This is a genomic window from Faecalicatena orotica, assembly GCF_003149245.1.
In the GTDB taxonomy this organism is placed as follows: Bacteria; Bacillota; Clostridia; order Lachnospirales; family Lachnospiraceae; genus Faecalicatena_A; species Faecalicatena_A orotica.
In genome coordinates this window covers 131,078-149,818 of sequence record NZ_QGDL01000013.1, presented here as the reverse complement: position 1 = coordinate 149,818, position 18,741 = coordinate 131,078, and the positions used below count along the sequence as shown (strand labels likewise).

The 18,741-nt window shown below is 45.7% G+C and carries 12 protein-coding genes; 2 read left to right on the top strand and 10 right to left on the bottom strand.

The features are described from left to right. Positions 1-3: 3 nt before the first annotated feature. From A8806_RS19655 to A8806_RS19625, 7 genes are read right to left on the bottom strand one after another with little or no spacing between them, the layout of a single operon-like run. On the bottom strand, positions 4-2,565 hold the full coding sequence (locus A8806_RS19655) for a glycoside hydrolase family 2 protein (RefSeq protein WP_109732873.1): 2,562 nt from the start codon (positions 2,563-2,565) through the stop codon (positions 4-6). Positions 2,566-2,606: 41 nt separating this feature from the next. Next, positions 2,607-3,305, bottom strand: a complete 699-nt coding sequence (gene deoC / locus A8806_RS19650) for a deoxyribose-phosphate aldolase (RefSeq protein ID WP_109732872.1) — start codon at positions 3,303-3,305, stop codon at positions 2,607-2,609. A 29-nt stretch (positions 3,306-3,334) separates the two neighbouring features. Further along, positions 3,335-4,819 carry a xylulokinase gene (locus tag A8806_RS19645; protein WP_109732871.1) on the bottom strand — a complete coding sequence of 495 codons (1,485 nt, stop codon included), beginning with the start codon at positions 4,817-4,819 and terminating at the stop codon, positions 3,335-3,337. Further along, entirely contained in the window at positions 4,801-7,989 is a 3,189-nt protein-coding gene (locus tag A8806_RS19640; RefSeq protein WP_109732870.1) for a type 1 glutamine amidotransferase family protein, read from the bottom strand. Before A8806_RS19640 ends, A8806_RS19645 begins: the two co-directional genes overlap by 19 nt. Before the next feature lie 13 nt (positions 7,990-8,002). Beyond that, the gene (locus A8806_RS19635) at positions 8,003-9,421 is read right to left on the bottom strand and encodes an L-fucose/L-arabinose isomerase family protein (protein WP_109732869.1); all 1,419 of its coding nucleotides are present in this window, start codon (positions 9,419-9,421) and stop codon (positions 8,003-8,005) included. After that, positions 9,418-10,296, bottom strand: coding sequence for a D-psicose 3-epimerase (locus A8806_RS19630; RefSeq protein WP_109732868.1), 879 nt, complete (start codon positions 10,294-10,296; stop codon positions 9,418-9,420). The genes A8806_RS19635 and A8806_RS19630 overlap by 4 nt, the downstream gene beginning before the upstream one ends. A gap of 35 nt (positions 10,297-10,331) precedes the next feature. After that, positions 10,332-11,351 carry a Gfo/Idh/MocA family oxidoreductase gene (locus tag A8806_RS19625; RefSeq protein WP_109732867.1) on the bottom strand — a complete coding sequence of 340 codons (1,020 nt, stop codon included), beginning with the start codon at positions 11,349-11,351 and terminating at the stop codon, positions 10,332-10,334. A 118-nt stretch (positions 11,352-11,469) separates the two neighbouring features. Here A8806_RS19625 and A8806_RS19620 point away from each other — a divergent pair, with 118 nt between their 5' ends. Together A8806_RS19620 and A8806_RS19615 are read left to right on the top strand one after the other, a co-directional pair. Then, on the top strand, positions 11,470-13,059 hold the full coding sequence (locus tag A8806_RS19620; protein ID WP_109732866.1) for a response regulator transcription factor: 1,590 nt from the start codon (positions 11,470-11,472) through the stop codon (positions 13,057-13,059). A 12-nt stretch (positions 13,060-13,071) separates the two neighbouring features. Beyond that, a complete protein-coding gene (locus tag A8806_RS19615) occupies positions 13,072-14,931 on the top strand; it encodes a sensor histidine kinase (protein ID WP_109732865.1) in 1,860 nt (619 codons plus the stop codon). Positions 14,932-14,995: 64 nt separating this feature from the next. On the opposite strand, the gene A8806_RS19610 is transcribed toward A8806_RS19615, so the two are convergent. The 3 genes from A8806_RS19610 to A8806_RS19600 are packed head-to-tail and all read right to left on the bottom strand — an operon-like array spanning position 14,996 to position 18,553. After that, on the bottom strand, positions 14,996-16,732 hold the full coding sequence (locus A8806_RS19610; protein ID WP_109732864.1) for a type 2 periplasmic-binding domain-containing protein: 1,737 nt from the start codon (positions 16,730-16,732) through the stop codon (positions 14,996-14,998). Between the two features lie 27 nt (positions 16,733-16,759). Continuing rightward, entirely contained in the window at positions 16,760-17,632 is an 873-nt protein-coding gene (locus A8806_RS19605; protein WP_109732863.1) for a carbohydrate ABC transporter permease, read from the bottom strand. A 9-nt stretch (positions 17,633-17,641) separates the two neighbouring features. Continuing rightward, entirely contained in the window at positions 17,642-18,553 is a 912-nt protein-coding gene (locus A8806_RS19600) for an ABC transporter permease subunit (RefSeq protein WP_109732862.1), read from the bottom strand. Positions 18,554-18,741: the final 188 nt, after the last annotated feature.

The following is an 18,741-nucleotide window of genomic DNA, read 5'->3' as shown; positions in this document are numbered from 1 at the left end:
ATTTTATCTTTCAATTTTTTCGTCTGCCACATGGCTTAGATTCCATGCGCTCACTGTCAGGTTCTGCGTATCTGTAACAGCTATCCGTCTAATCTCCCCCGGATTTAACCAGAACAAGCCATCTTCTGCTACAAAAGTCGTATCCTTCGGCAGACATTCTAATATAACACCTGCCGCAGGCACATTGCCTGTATTTTTGATAACCGCCACTTTATCCTCCGTCCTCAGGCTCAGGGACGTTTTAGGAAGATTTTTCAGGCAGCCCTGTTTTTTCTGATAATTAATCCAATAAAATGTCTGGTCCTTCTTCTCATCCCCTGCCCAGACTTCTGTCGTCAGGAGGACAGGACCATCTCCCGCCAAAGCTTTCTTCACTGCAAGATGCCCTAAGAACGTAACATCTGCCCGCGTCTGCCCTTCGAATACTTCCTGACTGATTACTTGTAAGTTCTCATCGTACGCCTTTGCCTCCACTCTCCACGCCAGGCCGTTCAGAGCACCGGCATCGTCTAACAGATAGACGGGAAGCTTCAGATCCTCTTCTGCGCGCATTGATTTCAACAAAATACAGGCATGAAGCGGCTCGTAGCTGTCCTGAACTGCATAATAGGAAAGTTTTGGGACCCCATAATAATCGATTGTAGACCAGGAACATGCCGGATACACATCTGTCAGCTTGTAATAGCAAATTCCGGTGGAATACGGCCAGCTGCAGCGGTAGGATTCCAATGTATGCCTGACAGCCGTGGCCTGTGCCATCTGTGTTCCCCAGATAAAGTCCTCCATTGTATCTCCTGCACAGAATTCCGGGACTCTTTTGCCCAAGTGCTCCATATCATTTGGCTCAAGCTGATTAAAACGGGGCGTATGATGGCCAAAGGAACCAAAACGCTCAGGCGGCCAGATATCCCTCTCTTCTTCTGGCACATACCGGTTCACGCTGTTTAGATTAGGAGCAGATGCCATGCCGAACTCTCCCATAAAATGGGATTTTAAATTTAGGGATACATCGATATCCTGCATATCCCAGTAGGTCGAATAATTGTGGAGCGCCCCTCCCCACGGGGATGTCCTGTGAAAGCCACGGCTGCCATCCAGTTCAAATGCATATCTTGCCATCATATCCATCGCTTCACCGTCAGCCCTGGCAGATTCATTACCTCCACACCACATGATTAATGACGGATGGTTGCGAAGCCTTGGCATATGTACCAGCACAGTCTCTTCCAGTTCCTCAAAAGGCTGTTCCTTCTGGCTGTCCCAACAGGTCGGCCACTCCTGCATAACCATAATTCCCAGCTCGTCACACAGTTCATAGAAGATATCCGTTTCAGGCATACCACCGCCCCATGCCCGGAGAAGCTGAATATTCTGGTTTTTTGCAAGAGTTAAAAAACGTCGGTAGTTATCCTCTTTGAATCTTAACAAGACATCCAGTGTACACCAATTCGTCCCCTTTATAAAAATAGGTTTTTTATTCACCAGAAATGTCCAGTTATGTTTGTCTTCATATGGTCCCCCCGGCAAAGGGCCCATCTCAATCGTCCTGACACCGAATGTTGTTTCAAACTGCTGTGAATTCCTGCCTTTTGATACGACAGACAGCTGCAGTGTATATAGATTCTGTTCGCCATGATTTACGGGCCACCACAGGCGGGGGTTTGGTATTCTTATCTGAAGGTGCAGGACCTGTTCTTCCTCTGTCAGGTCACACTCATAGGAAAAGCTGCCACCCTCTCCCTCATGGTTTTTCCCCATAATATTCCCTGTAATTGTAGTTTTTCCACATTTCCCATGAATTTTAAGACAGATATCCACAATTCCCTTCTTAGCATCCCCACAGGAAACAAAGGGCTTTTCACTCCAAAAGTCTCCCTCCTTTTCCTCCAGGCCAGCCGGAGCCCAGATTCCCCTGCTTGGCAGGCAGGCATAGTGCCAGCCATAAACACAGTTAATCACTACGCCGTCGTGCCATCCCTCATCATTGTCCATATATTCTGACATAGGCTTCGGATTCGATGGTGAATTTTCAATCTTAACGATCAGTACATTATGCTTTTTCAAATATTGACTGACATCGAACACAGGACGCCCGAACATCCCTTTATGCTCCCCTAAATAAACACCGTTGAGCCATACCTTCCCATAATGGCAGATTCCTTCAAAAAAAAGCTGTACTGCACGGCTTTCAGGATTGATGTCAAACTCCTTCTTTAACCACCATACCTTATAACAGTACTCACGTGCTATTTTGTCATTCAGTCCAACCGTGGGGTCAGGGATAATGCCTGCCTCCAACAGCGCCGTATGTACACTGCATGGGACCTGCGCGGGGATGCTGTCTTCCCAGCTGTCATTTTGGATCCGTTCCTTTTGTGTGCCTCCCCATGCCATCCTCCATTCACCATTCAGGGAGATGCTTTCCCTTTTGCATCCTTCCATCCTTGCAGGGCCATCCTGCAGGCTCAGTTTCACAGCCGGTGTATCAAGCATGGACGGTTTTGGCGCCCATGCTTCCCTCTCAATATCATCCAAAGATTTTCTATTACCTATGGTTCGTGCCATAACGATTCCCCCTGTTACTTATAAATTCCTTGTGCAGCTGCTTATGCTTCAGCGCAGCCGCTTCTCTGCTTTAATTCTTCTACAATTTTTACGCCTGCACTTGTGCCGATGCGCTCTGCGCCTGCTTCAATCATTGCGAGGGCCCCATCCAGGTCGCGGATTCCTCCTGCGGCTTTTACCTTAATCTTGTCACCTACCAGAGATTTCATGAGACGGACATCTTCCACAGTAGCCCCGCCAGTTCCGAATCCTGTAGAGGTCTTGATATAATCAGGCTTTACTTCCAACGCAATCTTACAGAGAATCTCTTTTTCATCCTGAGTCAGATAGCAGTTTTCAAAAATAACCTTGGACATAACGCCTGCTTCTCTGCAGACTGCAACGATACTCTCCATTTCTCTGCGGATATAATCCAGATTACGATTCTTCAGTTCTACAATGTTTACCACATAATCAATCTCATCTGCCCCCTCTTCGATTGCCTTTTTTGTTTCAAAGACCTTTGTTTCAATCGTGGTCTGCCCCAGTGGAAAGCTTATTGCCGCCCCAACATGGACATCGCTGCCTTTTAGGAATGCCTTGCATTTTAATACTGGTGCAGAGTTGATTGCTACCATTTTAAAATCATATCTGGCGCTTTCTTCACAGAATGTACGAAAATCTTCATCACTTACAAACGCTTTTAATAAAGTCTGGTCAATCATTTTTGCAATTTCTTTCGGTGTTATATTTGTTTTCATTTTCGTCTTCCTCTTCTCTTTTTCACATATTAGTAAAACTCGCCCAAAAGTTTTAGCAGCCTTGCATATTGTTTGGCATATCCCTTATAAAGCCCGCTGTTTCCTTTTTGTGGCATATAGATTTCTTCCTTATACTGCACTTTCATTGCTGCCTTTAAATCCGGTATCCTTCCGATGCCAAAGGCTGCCAGCATGGCACTGGCATACACGGCCGTATCCGCATCCTCCAGCGGCCGGTAGGGGATACCCAGTACATCGGCCTTAATCTGATTGAAAATTCCGCTTTTCGTCCCCCCGCCTGCTCCATATATGGCCTGTGGGGCTATATGCGGATTCTGTTCCTTCAGTATGGAAAAGTACAGGTGGTATTCATAGGCTATACTTTCTAATATACTACGGTACATATGTCCTGCCTGATGATAGAAAGACAGTCCGCTGAATGCACCTCTCATGTCTGGTACACCGGGGCACGTCCGCCCTGAAAAGTGCGGCACAAAATACAGTCCGCGGCTTCCTGCCTCGATCTTCTCTGCTTCCCGGTTCCAATAGGCATAGCTTTCCCCATGCTGCTCAAGAAACCACTTTAAGCACAGCCCGCCCCCGCTGATATATGCAAGAGGCGTATATAGGCCGTCTATGACAGACCGTGAGAATAAAATCGTCTTCTCATTCTGATCAGGCGTATAGTTATCTGTGCTGCAGGCGAAAATAGATGCCGTCCCCGCCACATCATAAATCATATTTTTTTCCACAATCCCGGCGCCCAGAGCCGATGCCGCTGAGTCCCCGCAGCCGGCCACTACTTTCGTCCCCTCTGAAAGTCCGCTCTCCTCTGCCGCCGCCTTTGTCAGCGCCCCGACTACTTTCCAAGGACTTACAATGTCCGGCATCTTTTCTTTCTCAATCCCGAACTCCATAAGCAGTCCGCTGTCCCAGCTTTTATTCTGGTTATCCGCAAATCCGGTGAAATGCAGATGTGTATAGTCTATATAGGCATCCTCAGCCTTTAATCCACAAAGCCGGCCGGCCACATAAGTCCCCGGCAGTACAAACTTTGCAATACGGGCGTATTCCTGCGGAAACTCGTACTTCCGGTGCAGGATTTTAGGACCGTGTGTACAGGTAACGGGACCTCCTGTTTTTCTGATTATTTCATCCTCTGCCTGCTGTTTCATCTTCATAATATAGGGGGCACAACGCGTATCCAGCCATGAATCATAAGGTCCGACAGCTTTAAAATCCTTGTCAACCGCCATGATTCCCGCCATCTGTGAATCCATGCCCAGCGCCAGAATCTTTTCTTTTGGCACCCCTGCCCTCTCTATAGACTGGCGGATTGTCCTTACGACAGAGCCGTATATTTCCTCTGGCTCCTGACAGACCTCCCCGGGAGCCGGACAGATCAGCTCTGATTTTTCAAAGCTCTCCGCCACTTTCTGCCCGTCAACCGAAAACAGCGCTGTTTTCGTTCCTTGTGTCCCAATATCAACCCCTATTACATAATGCTGTTCCATATTCTGTCCTCTCGTACAATCAGTTCAGGCGTCACTAAGACTCCTGTCTCTTTCATCTGATACTCCGGTGCATAGCGGTCATTTTTCGTTCTCCATGAGCAGGATGCAAACCAGGAATAGTTCTTATCACAGTTATGTAACTGTCCAAACGTCGGGAATCTGTTTCCAAACGCTGTAATGTCAATCTCATAGTCTCCCGGCTCTAAAACGCCCAAATCCAGTTCATATGGCGCAAAGGCAATCCTTCCCATCTTCTTTCCATTCAGGGTAACCCCCAGAAGCGGACTGCTGAAATACTGTGCCCGGATATGTGTCCGCCCGCCTTCTGATACAAACTTACAGTGGTAGGTCAGGTTCCCCCCGTAAAACGGAAGTCCCTGTCTGGTTAAATCCCCAAATACATACTCGTTTCGTAACGGGACAATCCTCTTCTCTTTCCCACATACCTCTACACCGAAGCCGCCTAACAGGTAACAGCTCTCTACATTAGCCTTTTCTCCATAAGGAATCTGAAGCACGATTGTATTGCTCCCCTTATGTATATCAGGGATCTCCACCTTTTCAATGGCCTTATCCACAAACCACCCTTTGGCCTCTTTATCCACCAGAATGCCATTGACATAGATCTGTGTCACATCCCGGCTTTCCAATGCCAGACAGGCGGGGACATCAATCTCTGACTCTATGTTGAATCTTAACCACAAGGTGTCCGGGAATCCTTTCTGATCCTTCACCGTCCACGGCTGGGCGCCCGCCTCTTCCTTTGGCGGATAACCAAGGCTCTCACGGCAGATGTTATCCAGTTTCAGAATATCTTCTTCTTTTTTCCACATGCCATCATTCAGACGGTAGTCTGCTTTATCCAGCAGAAGCACATTTGGCTCTTCTAAAGTAACAGATTGTGGCTGCGGAAGACGAGTCCGGTACTGCGGCTCTGCCAGCATCCTGTTTTCCGGATCTGTATCCTGCTTTTTATCCGTTTTCTTATCCTCTCTTCCCCCCGCTCCGCTTTCGGCAGGGCGCAGGCGCAGCAAAAGGCTGTCATGTACTCCCAGGTTATATTCACACCAGGTCTGCCCGTCTCTGTGGCTGCACGGCAAAGGATAATTTTCCCCACTCATCGCATCATAAACAGTCAGATCATAGAGTCCCTCCAGCCGTATATGGAGCTTCTCTACATACGGATAATCTTCGCAGTCTACCATGCTCCAAAAGCCATCCCGGATTTTTTCAAATCCGTGAGCAAGGAAGAACCACTTCCCATCTTCATCCCTTCTCATCTGGTACAGCAGGTTATCCGAGCGTCCTCCGTTCTCCAGAAGGACATCCACACTGCGAAAGGATTCCAGCCTTTTCATGACAGTACCCTTTTCAAACGGAATCCGTTCACAAAGAGCTGCCAGCTCCTCTCCCTGCCCTGACTTCATACCATCCACACAGACAGGCGGATGTCCGAGTATCACAACCTGCCCGCCATTCCCCGCATAATCTGCCAGACGTTTCAGTGTATTTTTTCTGAGGGTCGTGCAGTCTGGAACCAGAACCACGGGATAGCGCATCTCCCCCATAATGAATCCATTTTCATCATAGGCAGCACCCTTTTCTTCTTCCAGCAGCGCCTCACTGATATAATCAAAATCCAGCTGCCCAAAGGTAAGCCAGTCACAGAGGTTTCTGTACTGCTCCTCCATAGCCTCCCTTTTTTCATAAGTCTGTTCATAGGGACCAAATGCCATCCAGTAGGACTCAATCGGATGGATTACCCCGATTTTCACATCCGGCGTGCCACTTGTCATGGCTGCATTAACCCGCCCGAAATAATCCTCTAAAAGCGGATACTCCTTATACCAGGGTGACTGGTAATTGATAGAGGCCGGATAATCCCGTTTAGCCTCCCCTTTCATAGATACCCAGCTTACATGGTGCACCCTTACCGCAATTCCCATAGCTGCCTGCCAGTCCCCTGACATCTTATGTCCCTTGAAGTCAAAATCCCAGTTGGTCACGCCATAGGTTTCCGTCAATCCGCCATATCTGCCATATTGCCTTGCCACACTCTGAGCCATCTTGGCAGTCGGATAATCCCTCTGGTCACAGAGCACATCATGCCCGGGTATATGGAAATGCCGCAGTGACCGCATGACCTCTCCGACAAACACCGTCTGGGAGGCCAGTGTTTCCTCACCCTTCATATGCCCGGTAAATGCCAGATTATGTGCCTCACACCAATCACCTATATTTTTTGCATAAGCCTCCACGAACCGGTCTGTCAGATGATTGATATAACGGTAACGCAGCGTAGCCGCCTCTCCATCCAATTTCTCCCATATCACCTCGGGCAGATGCCCAAGCAGGGATTCTCCGTAGGTCTTTTGAAAGCTTTCCTCCATATCATCCGTATAGGGGAGTTTAAGCCCCCGTCTTTCCTCCGCGAATGCCAGATGCTGTATTTCTGAAAACTGAGGCTCATCTGTGAAAATAGCAGGTATGCCTGCCCCAAAATCTTTTCCCAGCTTCTCGTAATAACGCTCATATGTAATGTCAATAAATTTGTCTAAAGCAGCCTTATTGAGTGTATCTACATATGTCTGGTTGTTATACCATGAAGACTTTTCATCAAGGGCAAGGTACAGATACCACAAACCAATGCCCTCTGTCTCCTCATCCTCAAATACCTCATATGTATCCAGCAGTCCGTTTTCCAAAGTAATCCTGTAAGCTTTCAGAAAATATCCCTTTGGTTCTTCCCCCTTTGCACATGCCGCCTCAAAAGATGCCCGGTTTTTCAGAAAACCCTCTTCTTTTTCTGGAGTAAAGTATAGATACCGCTCCCGGAAGGCAATATCCTTTGTCACATATCCGCCTCCAAACCCGGATGCATAACGGTCTTCATCGTAAAGCCAGCAGAGCATATCCTTCGATTTTGCCGTTTCGCTGCAATCCGCCACAAGCTCCATAAACTCATCACCCAGATATTCTGTGTCCAGCCCGGTACGGCAGTGCATATGGAATCCACCCATGCCCATTTCCTTAAAGCAGCCTATCTGCTCACGCAGCTCCTCCTTTTCCAGTTTACAGTTCCATGCCCAGAAAGGCGCGCCTCTGAACTTTGCCGGAGGATTGTGAAAATCTGACTCTCTCATTTTTTCAGGTTTATGATGTAAGAACATTACCTTCTCTCCTTTACTGTAAAATCTGTATGTCCATATTCAGCAGTTCTGCCGCCAGCTTCAGTTCCTCCACATAATTTCCGTATACACCGTGGATATGGTTGCAGGGGAATTTTTCTATAAATTCATCTGCAGGAACCTGAATTCTGGTAAATGCAACCGGCCATGCAGGTGTTGTCGTATTCCCCATCTCTGCCATCTTCTCTTTGTCAAACTGTACAATCCTAGCCGGTACAATTGTCATGGAATATTTTCCGTTTTTCCTTGCAAGCCTGGCTAAAGTAACCTCACCTTCCTTTGCAAAATGGTGTACACTTGCCCCTCCTGCGGGATAATAGTGTGTCTCGGGATATAATGTCACATTCTTCAGATTTTCCCCCGGATCCATAGAAGCGCCTGCAAAATATGTGGCATGTGTTCCTGAATTGGAGAAAAACCAGACATCGTTCTCCTTATCATAGTGGCGGACATCTGCAAACAAAACCGGCATTCCTGTCAGAAGCTTGAATATCTGCATGGTGAGCGCGCCGTCCATATCTGACTCCGTAGCCGCTACAATCGGCTCCTTCGGGCCGTCAAAATCATAAGGGTCATTTAACAGCGCTTCTGCAAGGTCCATCGTCACATAGCGGTCTGTCAGGTCCCCATGTGCTTTAATCCCGATAAAGTCCAGTCCCCGTTTTGAAATGATGTCTCTGAGTCCGTAATAGGAACGTATCTGCTGCTTCAATTTTTCCGGGGTCAGTCCTTCACCGTCATACTCTATTTTTCCTGTCAGTTCACTCAGCCAGGCGAATGCATGTTCCACTTTCTCATCTGCCGCCTTCTCGCCTGCACGGATAATATCGTCCTGCTCCACATTCTCTACGTCAATGCCAAACTCCTTCTGCCACTGTTCCAGATTCGCGACGGCTGTATACATTCCGAGCGGCCGTCCGCCAAAATTACCGAAGGTCATTCCCCTAAGCCTTTTAACAGCCGCAGCTGCCTTCAGAAATGCTGTCATTTTGTCCAGAACCTCCGGTTCTTTGACAGAGCCCCAGAGTTTTTTGAACTTCACATCCAGCTGCTCCAGCGTACCTGCTGCCGCCATCATTCCCACCATGCCGCACTCTGACGGATGGAGATTGCAGAACAGAAGGTAGGGACCCGGGGCAAAGTTCTGGGCAACCGCCGTATACTGCGGATAGCACCAGATCGTATAATTGAAAATTGTAGCTTCAACTCCTGCTTCTTCCAGCTTCTTCGCCTCCCGTTTTGCAGCTTCGTTACTGTTAATCGGCTGATTCCCCGCCACTACTTCAAACAGGCCCGTCCCTTCCAGGGCCTCCTTGATGTCCTCCTGATATTCCATATTAATCTGTTCATATTCCTGATGCAGATAATCTCTGCCATCTGACATTGTTAAAATACCTACTTTTATCTTTTTCATTTTACACACTCCAATTTTCTTCTTATAAATTTGAGGGCATTTGCCGCCATAATATCCATCTGCTCTTCTGATGCATTCCCGCTCTGGTCACGGTAGATTTTAATATCCTTCCCTACCTGACCGCCGGGCCTTAAAAATGGCTCCATCACGATTTTCCCCTGATAGTCAATCGTATCCAGTGCTTTTATGATTTCGTCCCAATCCATGCGTCCCTGTCCCGGCGTCTTCCTGTTACATTCGCCGATATGGAAATGCCCCAGACGCTCTCCTGCACATGTGATAGCCTGATAAAGGGAATCCTCTTCAATATTCATGTGGAAACTATCCAAAAGAAGCTTCACATTGGGACTTCCCACTTCTTTCACAAAATCAACGCCTTCTGATGCAGTATTCAGGAGGTATTGCTCGAACCGGTTGACAATTTCAAGGCAGTACTGAATGCCATAGTCTTCTGCCTTTTGCGCTATCTCTTTCACCGAAGCAATGCTGCGCTCTCTTGAACGCATTTTCTCGTCGTATGTCACAACCGGGCCCGGCCAGCAGGAATAGACAATCCCTCCCAGCGTATCGCCTCCCATTTCATGGATGCAGTCGAGCAGCTGCCCTACATACTGAATCCCGTTTTTCCTCACAGACAGTTCTTCACATGCCAGATCGTATTCAGGCGGAAGACCGATGCAGTAGGTCAGCTCTATACCTGCATCCGCAGCCCGCTTCCTGATTTCCTGCCGTCCTTTGCTTCCGATATCCGGCAGGCATCCGGCTGCCAGTTCCAGTACATCGAACCCCAGACTTTTGACCTTGTCTATGTAATAGCAGTAGTCAGCCTCCCATTCTTTCTCCCAATATGCAAAATAAATCCCGATTTTGTTCACGTTCTCTTCCTCCTTACTGATTCCCGGGTCTTCTGTTACAAAGTAATGATCTGACCGGACTTAATGGATTCATTGCCCGCATTCACCACTTTGACCGCCATCTTGCCGTCATGCCCTGTCACTTTCGGCTGCCGCGCATTCAGAATGCAGTCTGCAAAATCAATATCTTCCTCCAAATATGCATCCTTAAACAGAAATTTCCAACTGTTTGTAAATTCATCATACTTACGCATATCGCTCCTGCATACCGTGATTCCCCTTTCCTGTGTCCTGCCAAGATAAATGCACCCTTTTGTCCCCAATATCTCGGCTCTGGCATCATATCCATAAAGTACACCCTGAGCACCGTCAATCATCCCCTGCATCCCATTCTCAAAGCTTGCCGAAAGAATCACATTATCGTAGAAATCCGGAAAGTCCGCCCTTGCATCAGGGCACCGGTAATTCCCGCCCACTGCATATATAGTCCTGAATTCACTTCCGGTAAACCAGCGGAGTGTATCGATGTCATGGCTGTTGACCTCCGCAAGAGGGCCATTACTTTTTTGGATATCATACATCCACGGCTTCGGGATGCTGGGGCCTCTTGTATTGGAGCGCACCATAACCACATCACCGATATCCCCGCTCTCCACAACTGCCTTCGCCGCCATAAAAGCACTGTCAAACCGCCGCATGAATGCCATCTGGAGAATCACATGGTTCTTCTTTGCCGCTGCTTCCATCAATTCACATTCCGAAACCGTCATTGCCATTGGCTTCTCACAAAGAATATGCTTTCCCCTTTCTGCCGCTGCCACAGCTATCTCACAATGATACTTTGTAGGAGTGACAATGATGACTGCATCAATCTCGGAATCCTCAAGCAGCTCCCGGTAATCTGCATAGCCTTTTTCAATTTCCAGTTCTTTAAGTGCTGACTGCACATTCTCCTCACAGGGATCTGCCACTGCTGCTATATATGCATGTGGGACAGAGGATCTGTAATTTCTGGCATGGATCATGCCTGCCCTCCCTGCGCCAATCAAACCTAATCCAATTTTTCCATTTTTCATTTTGTTTCCCTTTCCTTTATTTTTCTATCAAATATGTTTTGATATTTTTATGCTTGTTATTTCATGATTTCTTGTTATACTTAAAAATATATCCATCAAGAATCAGGAGGTTTGCCTTATGTATAAAGTGTTAATTGTTGAAGATGAAATGCTGGTCAGAACCGGTATCCGTGCCTCTATTGACTGGGAGAAGTTCAATATGTGTGTAGTAAATGAAGCTTCCAACGGCAAGATTGCCTGGGAACTCTATCAGCAGACTCTCCCTGATCTGGTTCTTACCGATATCAAAATGCCATTCATGGACGGCATTGAATTAATCCGTAATATACGTTCTACCGGCAACCCTGCCCAGATTATCATCCTCTCCTGTCTGGAAGATTTTTCTCTTGCCCAGGAAGCAATCCGACTTGGTGTAAGTGGATATATCCTGAAGCTTACAATGACTTCTGAAGAAATGGAAAGCGTTCTTTTGTCTGTCCGTAAAGCCTTAGACGAAGAGTATCTGACTAAAAGCCAGTCCGTTTCTCCTGCGAGCTTAAACGATATTCTGGAAAGCAGCCTGCTCGGCTATCTCTCCTATAATCTGCCGGTGCTTGAGGACTGCCTTTCTACGTTAGAAAGCCATCATGTCACAATCCATTCCCATGATCTTGCCATTGCCCTGATGGATATTGACCAGTATGAGCACTTACAGGATTTATACAATGACAGATCCGGAAAGCTGATCCAATTTTCCATACAGAATATCGTCAATGAAATCCTGGCGAAAAACCAGTCCGGTCTTGTTATCCACGAAACGCCCTCCCGCTATCTGCTTCTTTTCCATTCCCCCAGGGAGACTCGTGTGTTCGCCCCGATAGCAGATGTCCTTGAAGAGATTATGACAATTATGAAGAATTATTTTAATATCACCCCCCGCTTTTACTTAAGCACAATGGAACAGGACCTCACACGCCTGAAAAATCTTTACAGCCAATGCCTGTCTCTTTCTGAGTATGGCTTTTTTATGGAACCGGGCTCTGTCAATTACTACAGCAATACGTGGAAGGAGACGCTGTGCCAGACAATTCTGTCCAAAACAGGGCGTGCCTTCTCTGTCCTAAAGGATGATGCATATTCCAGAAACTTCGTCCTGGAACCTCTGGAGAGACTTTTTACAGGCAATTTTACCAGTCAAAAAGTAAGAGACTTATTTTTTGACAGCTTTACCGCTTACCTGAATAACCTCCGGCTGAATGAAGAAGAATCCTATCAGCAGCTCCGCTATTTTCTCCAGCTGCTCGCCTCTGCCAGCGGATATCATGATATGCTCGCAAAATTGCTTGACTGCATTGTGGAATTAAAACATCACTCTTCTGAACAGGCTACATACAGCCGGGAGATTGTACAGGCGCTTCAATATCTCCAGGAGAATTACCAGAATCAGATTCTGGTAAATGATGTTGCTGTCATGGTAGGTTTAAGCCCGAATTATTTCAGCAGTGTATTCAAAAAGGAGCTTGGAATATCTTTTTCCGAATATCTGAACCGCTACCGCATTGAAAAGTCTATGGAGCTTTTACAAAATACATCCTTAAAAACTTATGAGATTGCATATCAATGTGGTTTTTCTGATGAAGGCTACTATGGCAAAACATTTAAAAAATATACAGGGAAGACACCAAATGAGCATAAAAAATCCTGTCTGTTTTTACAGCAGAAAATATAAAGGAGAAAAGCAATGTTACGATTATTGAAAGATAAGGCAATGAGCCTCAAACTGAAATCTAAGCTTATGCTTTCCTTCATGCTGACCAGTGTATTTATCCTTCTTTTGTTTGCATTTATTTTCTACCGCTATACTGCCAATACACTTTTGGAACAGTCTGAAAAGTCTACCCTGCGCTCCCTGACCCAGCTGGAGTCCAATCTGACTCATGTGCTGGACACGGTCAACACCGTAAGCCGCAGCATACTTGTATCCTCCTATTTTTCAGATGAACTGAATCTGGATGAGATAGACAGTTCTGATGATGTACGTCTGGTGAATGATGTCTACAGTTATTTTACTGAGCTGATGACGAACTATGAATACATACATTCTATCGTATACTATGGGGATAACGGCATTATCATCGGATCCAGCAACCAAAAAAATTTCTTTCAAAATGACAGGGGGCATTCCAACTTTTTCTACCAGTCTTCCTTTTATGATGATATAAAAACTACGGATGGCCCCGTGCTTTGCGGTGGTTTTAACTACAAAGATTTTTTTCCCGGTTCCTCTTTTAATTCTGCGTTGCCGCGCTATATTTCCCTTGGACGGAAACTAAAAACAATCCAGAATACCACCGGTTATGTAGTTGTTAACATACAAGAATCCTATCTGCGTTCCCTTTACCACGATGATTCAAAAAAACTAGACGGCGAAAGCATGCTTCTGGATGCCCACTCCAGGATTATTTCCGCTGCCGATAAGTCCCTGATAGGAACCACCGCTAAAATGCAGTCTATGGACAGTAAAAATGCAGTATCCCTTACTTTAGAAAAGGGGGATAATAAAGCTCTTAATGAGAATAACCAGATTATTTACTATCCTTATGAAAATTACGGTCTTTCTATTATCCATGAGGTCCCTTACAACGACCTCTTCAAGGATATCAACAAACTTAAGGCGCTGATTGCATGGCTTTTGATTCTATTCGTTATTCTGGCACTTGTTATCAGCATGTTCTGGATTTATTCCATCACCCGTCCGCTCAATGCCCTCATCAGTGCCATGAAGACAATGGGAAGCGGGCAGATAGGAGTCAGGATGGATGAGGCCAGGTCTTCTGATTTCGGATTTCTTACATATCAGTTTAACCAGATGTCCCAGAATATCCAGACACTGGTCAGGGAAAATCAGGTCATACAGGAAGAGCGCCATGAGCTAGCACTGCAGAACCTCCAGAACCAGCTGAACCCACATTTCCTCTACAATACACTGAATACCATTAAGTGGATGGCAATCGTCAGTAAGGCTGACAATATTGCTCAATGTGTGACGGCTCTTGGAAATATGCTACAGCCTCTCTTTCGTAATACGAAAACTACCTGGTGCCTGAAAGAAGAACTGCAATATCTGACCAATTATCTGTGTATTATGAATTACCGTACGGGAGAGCCGATTGCCTTTTCCTCAGATATTGCCCCTGAAATATTAAACTGCCCTGTTCCCAAGCTTTTATTACAGCCTCTGGTGGAAAATGCAATCACCTACTCTAACCCTTCGGCTGACGTTAAGAACTCAATTACTTTGACCGGTGTCCAAAAGAATGGGGTTATCTATCTCCTCCTGAAGGATAACGGGCTGGGAATTTCTCCTGATAAGCTTTCAGTCCTTCAGAACCTGCTGGCTTCCCATGCCGACTGCACGACTCCCCTTGACCGTTCCGCCCTGCCGGAAGGCATCGGAATCGGAATCCTGAACATCAGCCGCAGAATCAAGCTTCAATATGGAAATGCCTATGGGCTGACCGTTGATTCCGAGGAAGGAAAAGGGACTGCTGTCACCATAACCCTGATTGACTCGCCTGAGGCGCACTTTCCTATAAGCTGAGAAAGGCGCTGCCCATACCGGGCAGCGCCTTATCAGTACGAGTCGATAATTACTTCAGGACTGTCTATTTCGACGCAAAGTCTGCTGCTGCTTTCTGTGCATCAGCCCAGATTCCTTCCATTTCTTTTGCGACGTCTGCATACCCTTTCTCTTCTACCGCTTTGATAAATGCTTCCTTTTTCGTTTCAAAATCTTCTCTGGAAGCCATCACCACATCCGCAACGCCAACCTTCACATATTCATCTACCTGTGCAGACAGGTTTTTCGTCTCATCTGAAGGTTCTGCTGTCAGGTTTGGAGTCAGGTCTACTTCTGTTACCATCCTGTATTCGCCAGAGTTAATCTTTGATTCCACTACTTGTCCGGGATATACTGCATCAGCCACCCCGCTGTCTGCCAGAAATTCTTTATCTACTTCGTGCAATGATTTCTCTACTTCCTCCGGTGCAAGCTGCAGTCCTGCCGGATAGCCATCCTCTAAAATCTGGCTTGCGCTTAATCCAGAAAGCTTTTTGTAAACCAGACCTTCGCTTTGGGTATATGTTGAACTCGCCGCTACGCCGTCACGGTATTCCTGAGTCATCTGAGGAACTCCGTCCACGATTTCCCAATGCACACCTTCCACACCACTGTTCAAAAGTCTTGCGCCCTCATCGCTGAAAAGATAATCTATCATCTTAATCGCCTTGACCGGGTCCTCGCAGTTATTGGTCAATGCCAGTGGATAATCCTGTCCCCAGCCATATGGCTTATCTCCTTCATAGGCGTTATACATGTAGTTCATACCGGTGGGAACCAGCTCAAAGCCTTTATCGCCATTGCCTTCTGCTGCATATGCATCATTCCCTGTTGTTGCCAGCCAGTTCGCATATGTGACAAGCGTCTGTCCTGTCTTCAGCTTATCCATGTAGTTATCATACTTCTGGGTGAAAATTTCCGGGTCAAGAATTCCCATATTATAGGCTTTATTGTAGAACTCCATTGCTTCCCAAAATGGGTCTGAATAATATGTTGCCATAGGAACTTTATTTTCCAGGTCATAGCACATACCGTAAGACCAGTTGATAACGCCGTTCATTGCCTGATATGGAATGGTCCACATCCACAGTCCCCAGTCACTCCAGCCGGAAAGGGCATAAGTCTTTGTACCATTTTCAGTCTGCGGCTCTGCATCCTGCATTGCCTTCAGTGCGTCTAAGTATTCATCGGGATTGGTAATCTTCGGGGAACCAATCTCTTTATACAGGTCATAGCGGGTAAACAGTCCTAAGTTTGCCCCCGTCTTGTCAACTACTTTCGTATCTGTCAGTTCATTGATGTTAATCGGCAGATAGTACAGCTTACCATCACTGCTCAAAAACTGTTTGGAATATTCAATGGCTTCAGCATATTTTTCTTTCAGGTTCGGAGCATGCTCTTCTATCAGTTCATCCAATGCAATGAGCTGTCCGCTCTGAAGCAGTTCGTTGTAGGATACCCCAAGGTCACCATAATTACTATTTACAATTCCCGGAAGGTCGCCACCTGCAAGAAGTACCTTGAACTTCTGGGCATCTCCGTTTACAACATTTAAGCGGACACCTGTTTTCTCTGCGATCGCATCTGCAACTGCCGTCTCCTGGACACCTGTCGAAATTGCATCCTTGCACCAGAAAGTAATCTCTGTCTCGCCTGATTTTGCATCACTTTTCTTAGCCTTGCCACTTTCATCTTCTTTTCCTTTTCCACAGCCTCCAAGCATGGACACTGCCATAGCTGCACATAGTAACATTGCCGTCAGTTTTTTCATTCTTCTTTTCATCCTAATCTCTCCTTTTTTTTTCTGTTCTTACCCCTTCACAGCCCCCATCATGATTCCTTTTACAAAATGTTTCTGCAGGAACGGATATACACACATGATCGGTGCCGTCGCAATAACTGTAATACACATCTTGATAGCCATCGGTGTAACCTTAACTGCCGTTGCCGCATCAGACAATGTCTGGGCTGACACATTCGCCACATTCTGTGCCTGATTAATATAATTGTAAAGAATCATCTGAAGTGTCTGCAAATTTTCTTCGTTTACCAAAAAATAGTTATCCGTCCAGTTATTCCACTGTGCAACCGCCGCATATATAGCAATTGTCGCTACAATCGGCTTACACAGCGGGAAAATGATCGAACAGAATACCCGGAAATACCCGGCTCCGTCTATTCTGGCTGACTCTTCCAGCGACATAGGCAGCGATTCCATATATGTCTTAATCAGAATCATATAATAAGCTGATATTGCACTTGGGATAATATAAAGTAAAAAGTTATCCTTCAGTCCATAAGCCCTCATCGTTAAATACCATGGAATCAGTCCGGCATTCAAATACATGGTGATCATAAAAAACCTGTATACATATTTTCTGGCAAACATCTCCTGCTTCGTCATCAAAAATGCAAGAAATGTAGTGCAGATTACTGTAAGCCCTGTTCCGAGCACTGTCCTTGCTACTGAAATCCCGAACGCGCCCAGAATGTTATTCAATGAAAAAATCGTTTTGTATGTCTGCAGTGTAAACCCTTTTGGCAGCAGAACTGCCTGTGAAGCCAGCTCAGGATTACTTATTGAATAAATGATAACGTAGTAAAACGGATAAATACAGACAATCACAATCAGGGCAAAAAGCGTATAATTTATGACATCAAATACTGAAAATTTCTTTTTCATCTCTTCCTCCTATACGATTGATTCGCCCCTAAGCTTTTTCGACAGCTTATTTGCCGAAAACAGCAGTACTATACTTAAAATCGTCTTCAACATGCCCAGTACAGTTGAGTATGAGTAGTCATTAATTAAAATTCCCACTTTATATACATAGTAGTCCAGAACTTCTATCTTGTCCGCAACAAGAGGATTAAAGAATACAAAGTACTGCTCAAATCCATTGTTTAATATGTTGCTTATACTCAGCAGCAATAGTACAAAAAATGTGGGATACAAACTCGGTATTGTGATATTTTTTATCAGCTGTATTCTGTTTGCCCCATCCACACGGCCGGCTTCGTAAAGCTCTGCATCAATTCCCGCAATAGCCGCTATGTAAATAATTCCATTCCATCCTACAGATTTCCATATGCCTAAAAACCACTGGAAAATCCATACTGCATTATTTTTTCCTAATATACTTGTAAATGTTTCAGATGAACCCATAAGCTTTAAAATGTTGGAAATCAGCCCATCGTTGGAGAAAATCGCGAAACTCAACGAGAATACGATAATCCAACTAATAAAATAAGGTAATGTCGTGGTGGTCTGCACAAACTTTTTAAATAACGGCCTTCTGATTTCATTGAGCAGTATGGCAAAGAACATTGGAATCGGCGCTGCAAGCAGGCCAAGACCGCTCATTACCAAAGTGTTACGCAAAACTCTGGACAAATCACTCCAGTCTGTGATGATTTTTGCAAAGTTCTTCAGCCCCACAAAATCCATCTCACTTAATGAAAGCCCCGGTTTATAATCAAATAAGCCATAGATCCATCCAAAGAGCGGTACATAGGAAAAAGCAAACACAAAGATTATGAATGGCACTGCCATAAGGAACAGGCGGTATTTCGCCTTAATTTTCCCCATCTTTCTCTTGCCCATTTTCTTCCCCCTTTTCTTGATACGTTCCGGAATCCGTATTTCTTAGGATGTGTTCATTATAGGGAAAAGCATCCCCTCCCTCAATGGAGAAAACTATGATTTTAGGCAGAATTACAGGGAATTGATTTTCTAATAGAATATGAAACAGGAAAAAAATACGATTTTAGGGAAATTTCTCTGAATATAGC

Coding starts and splice junctions, on each gene's coding strand:
- A8806_RS19610 (WP_109732864.1), bottom strand. CDS start 16,732: ATGAAAAGAAGAATGAAAAAACTGACGGCAATGTTACTATGTGCAGCT.
- deoC (WP_109732872.1), bottom strand. CDS start 3,305: ATGAAAACAAATATAACACCGAAAGAAATTGCAAAAATGATTGACCAG.
- A8806_RS19605 (WP_109732863.1), bottom strand. CDS start 17,632: ATGAAAAAGAAATTTTCAGTATTTGATGTCATAAATTATACGCTTTTT.
- A8806_RS19655 (WP_109732873.1), bottom strand. CDS start 2,565: ATGGCACGAACCATAGGTAATAGAAAATCTTTGGATGATATTGAGAGG.
- A8806_RS19600 (WP_109732862.1), bottom strand. CDS start 18,553: ATGGGCAAGAGAAAGATGGGGAAAATTAAGGCGAAATACCGCCTGTTC.
- A8806_RS19620 (WP_109732866.1), top strand. CDS start 11,470: ATGTATAAAGTGTTAATTGTTGAAGATGAAATGCTGGTCAGAACCGGT.
- A8806_RS19615 (WP_109732865.1), top strand. CDS start 13,072: ATGTTACGATTATTGAAAGATAAGGCAATGAGCCTCAAACTGAAATCT.
- A8806_RS19645 (WP_109732871.1), bottom strand. CDS start 4,819: ATGGAACAGCATTATGTAATAGGGGTTGATATTGGGACACAAGGAACG.
- A8806_RS19625 (WP_109732867.1), bottom strand. CDS start 11,351: ATGAAAAATGGAAAAATTGGATTAGGTTTGATTGGCGCAGGGAGGGCA.
- A8806_RS19640 (WP_109732870.1), bottom strand. CDS start 7,989: ATGTTCTTACATCATAAACCTGAAAAAATGAGAGAGTCAGATTTTCAC.
- A8806_RS19635 (WP_109732869.1), bottom strand. CDS start 9,421: ATGAAAAAGATAAAAGTAGGTATTTTAACAATGTCAGATGGCAGAGAT.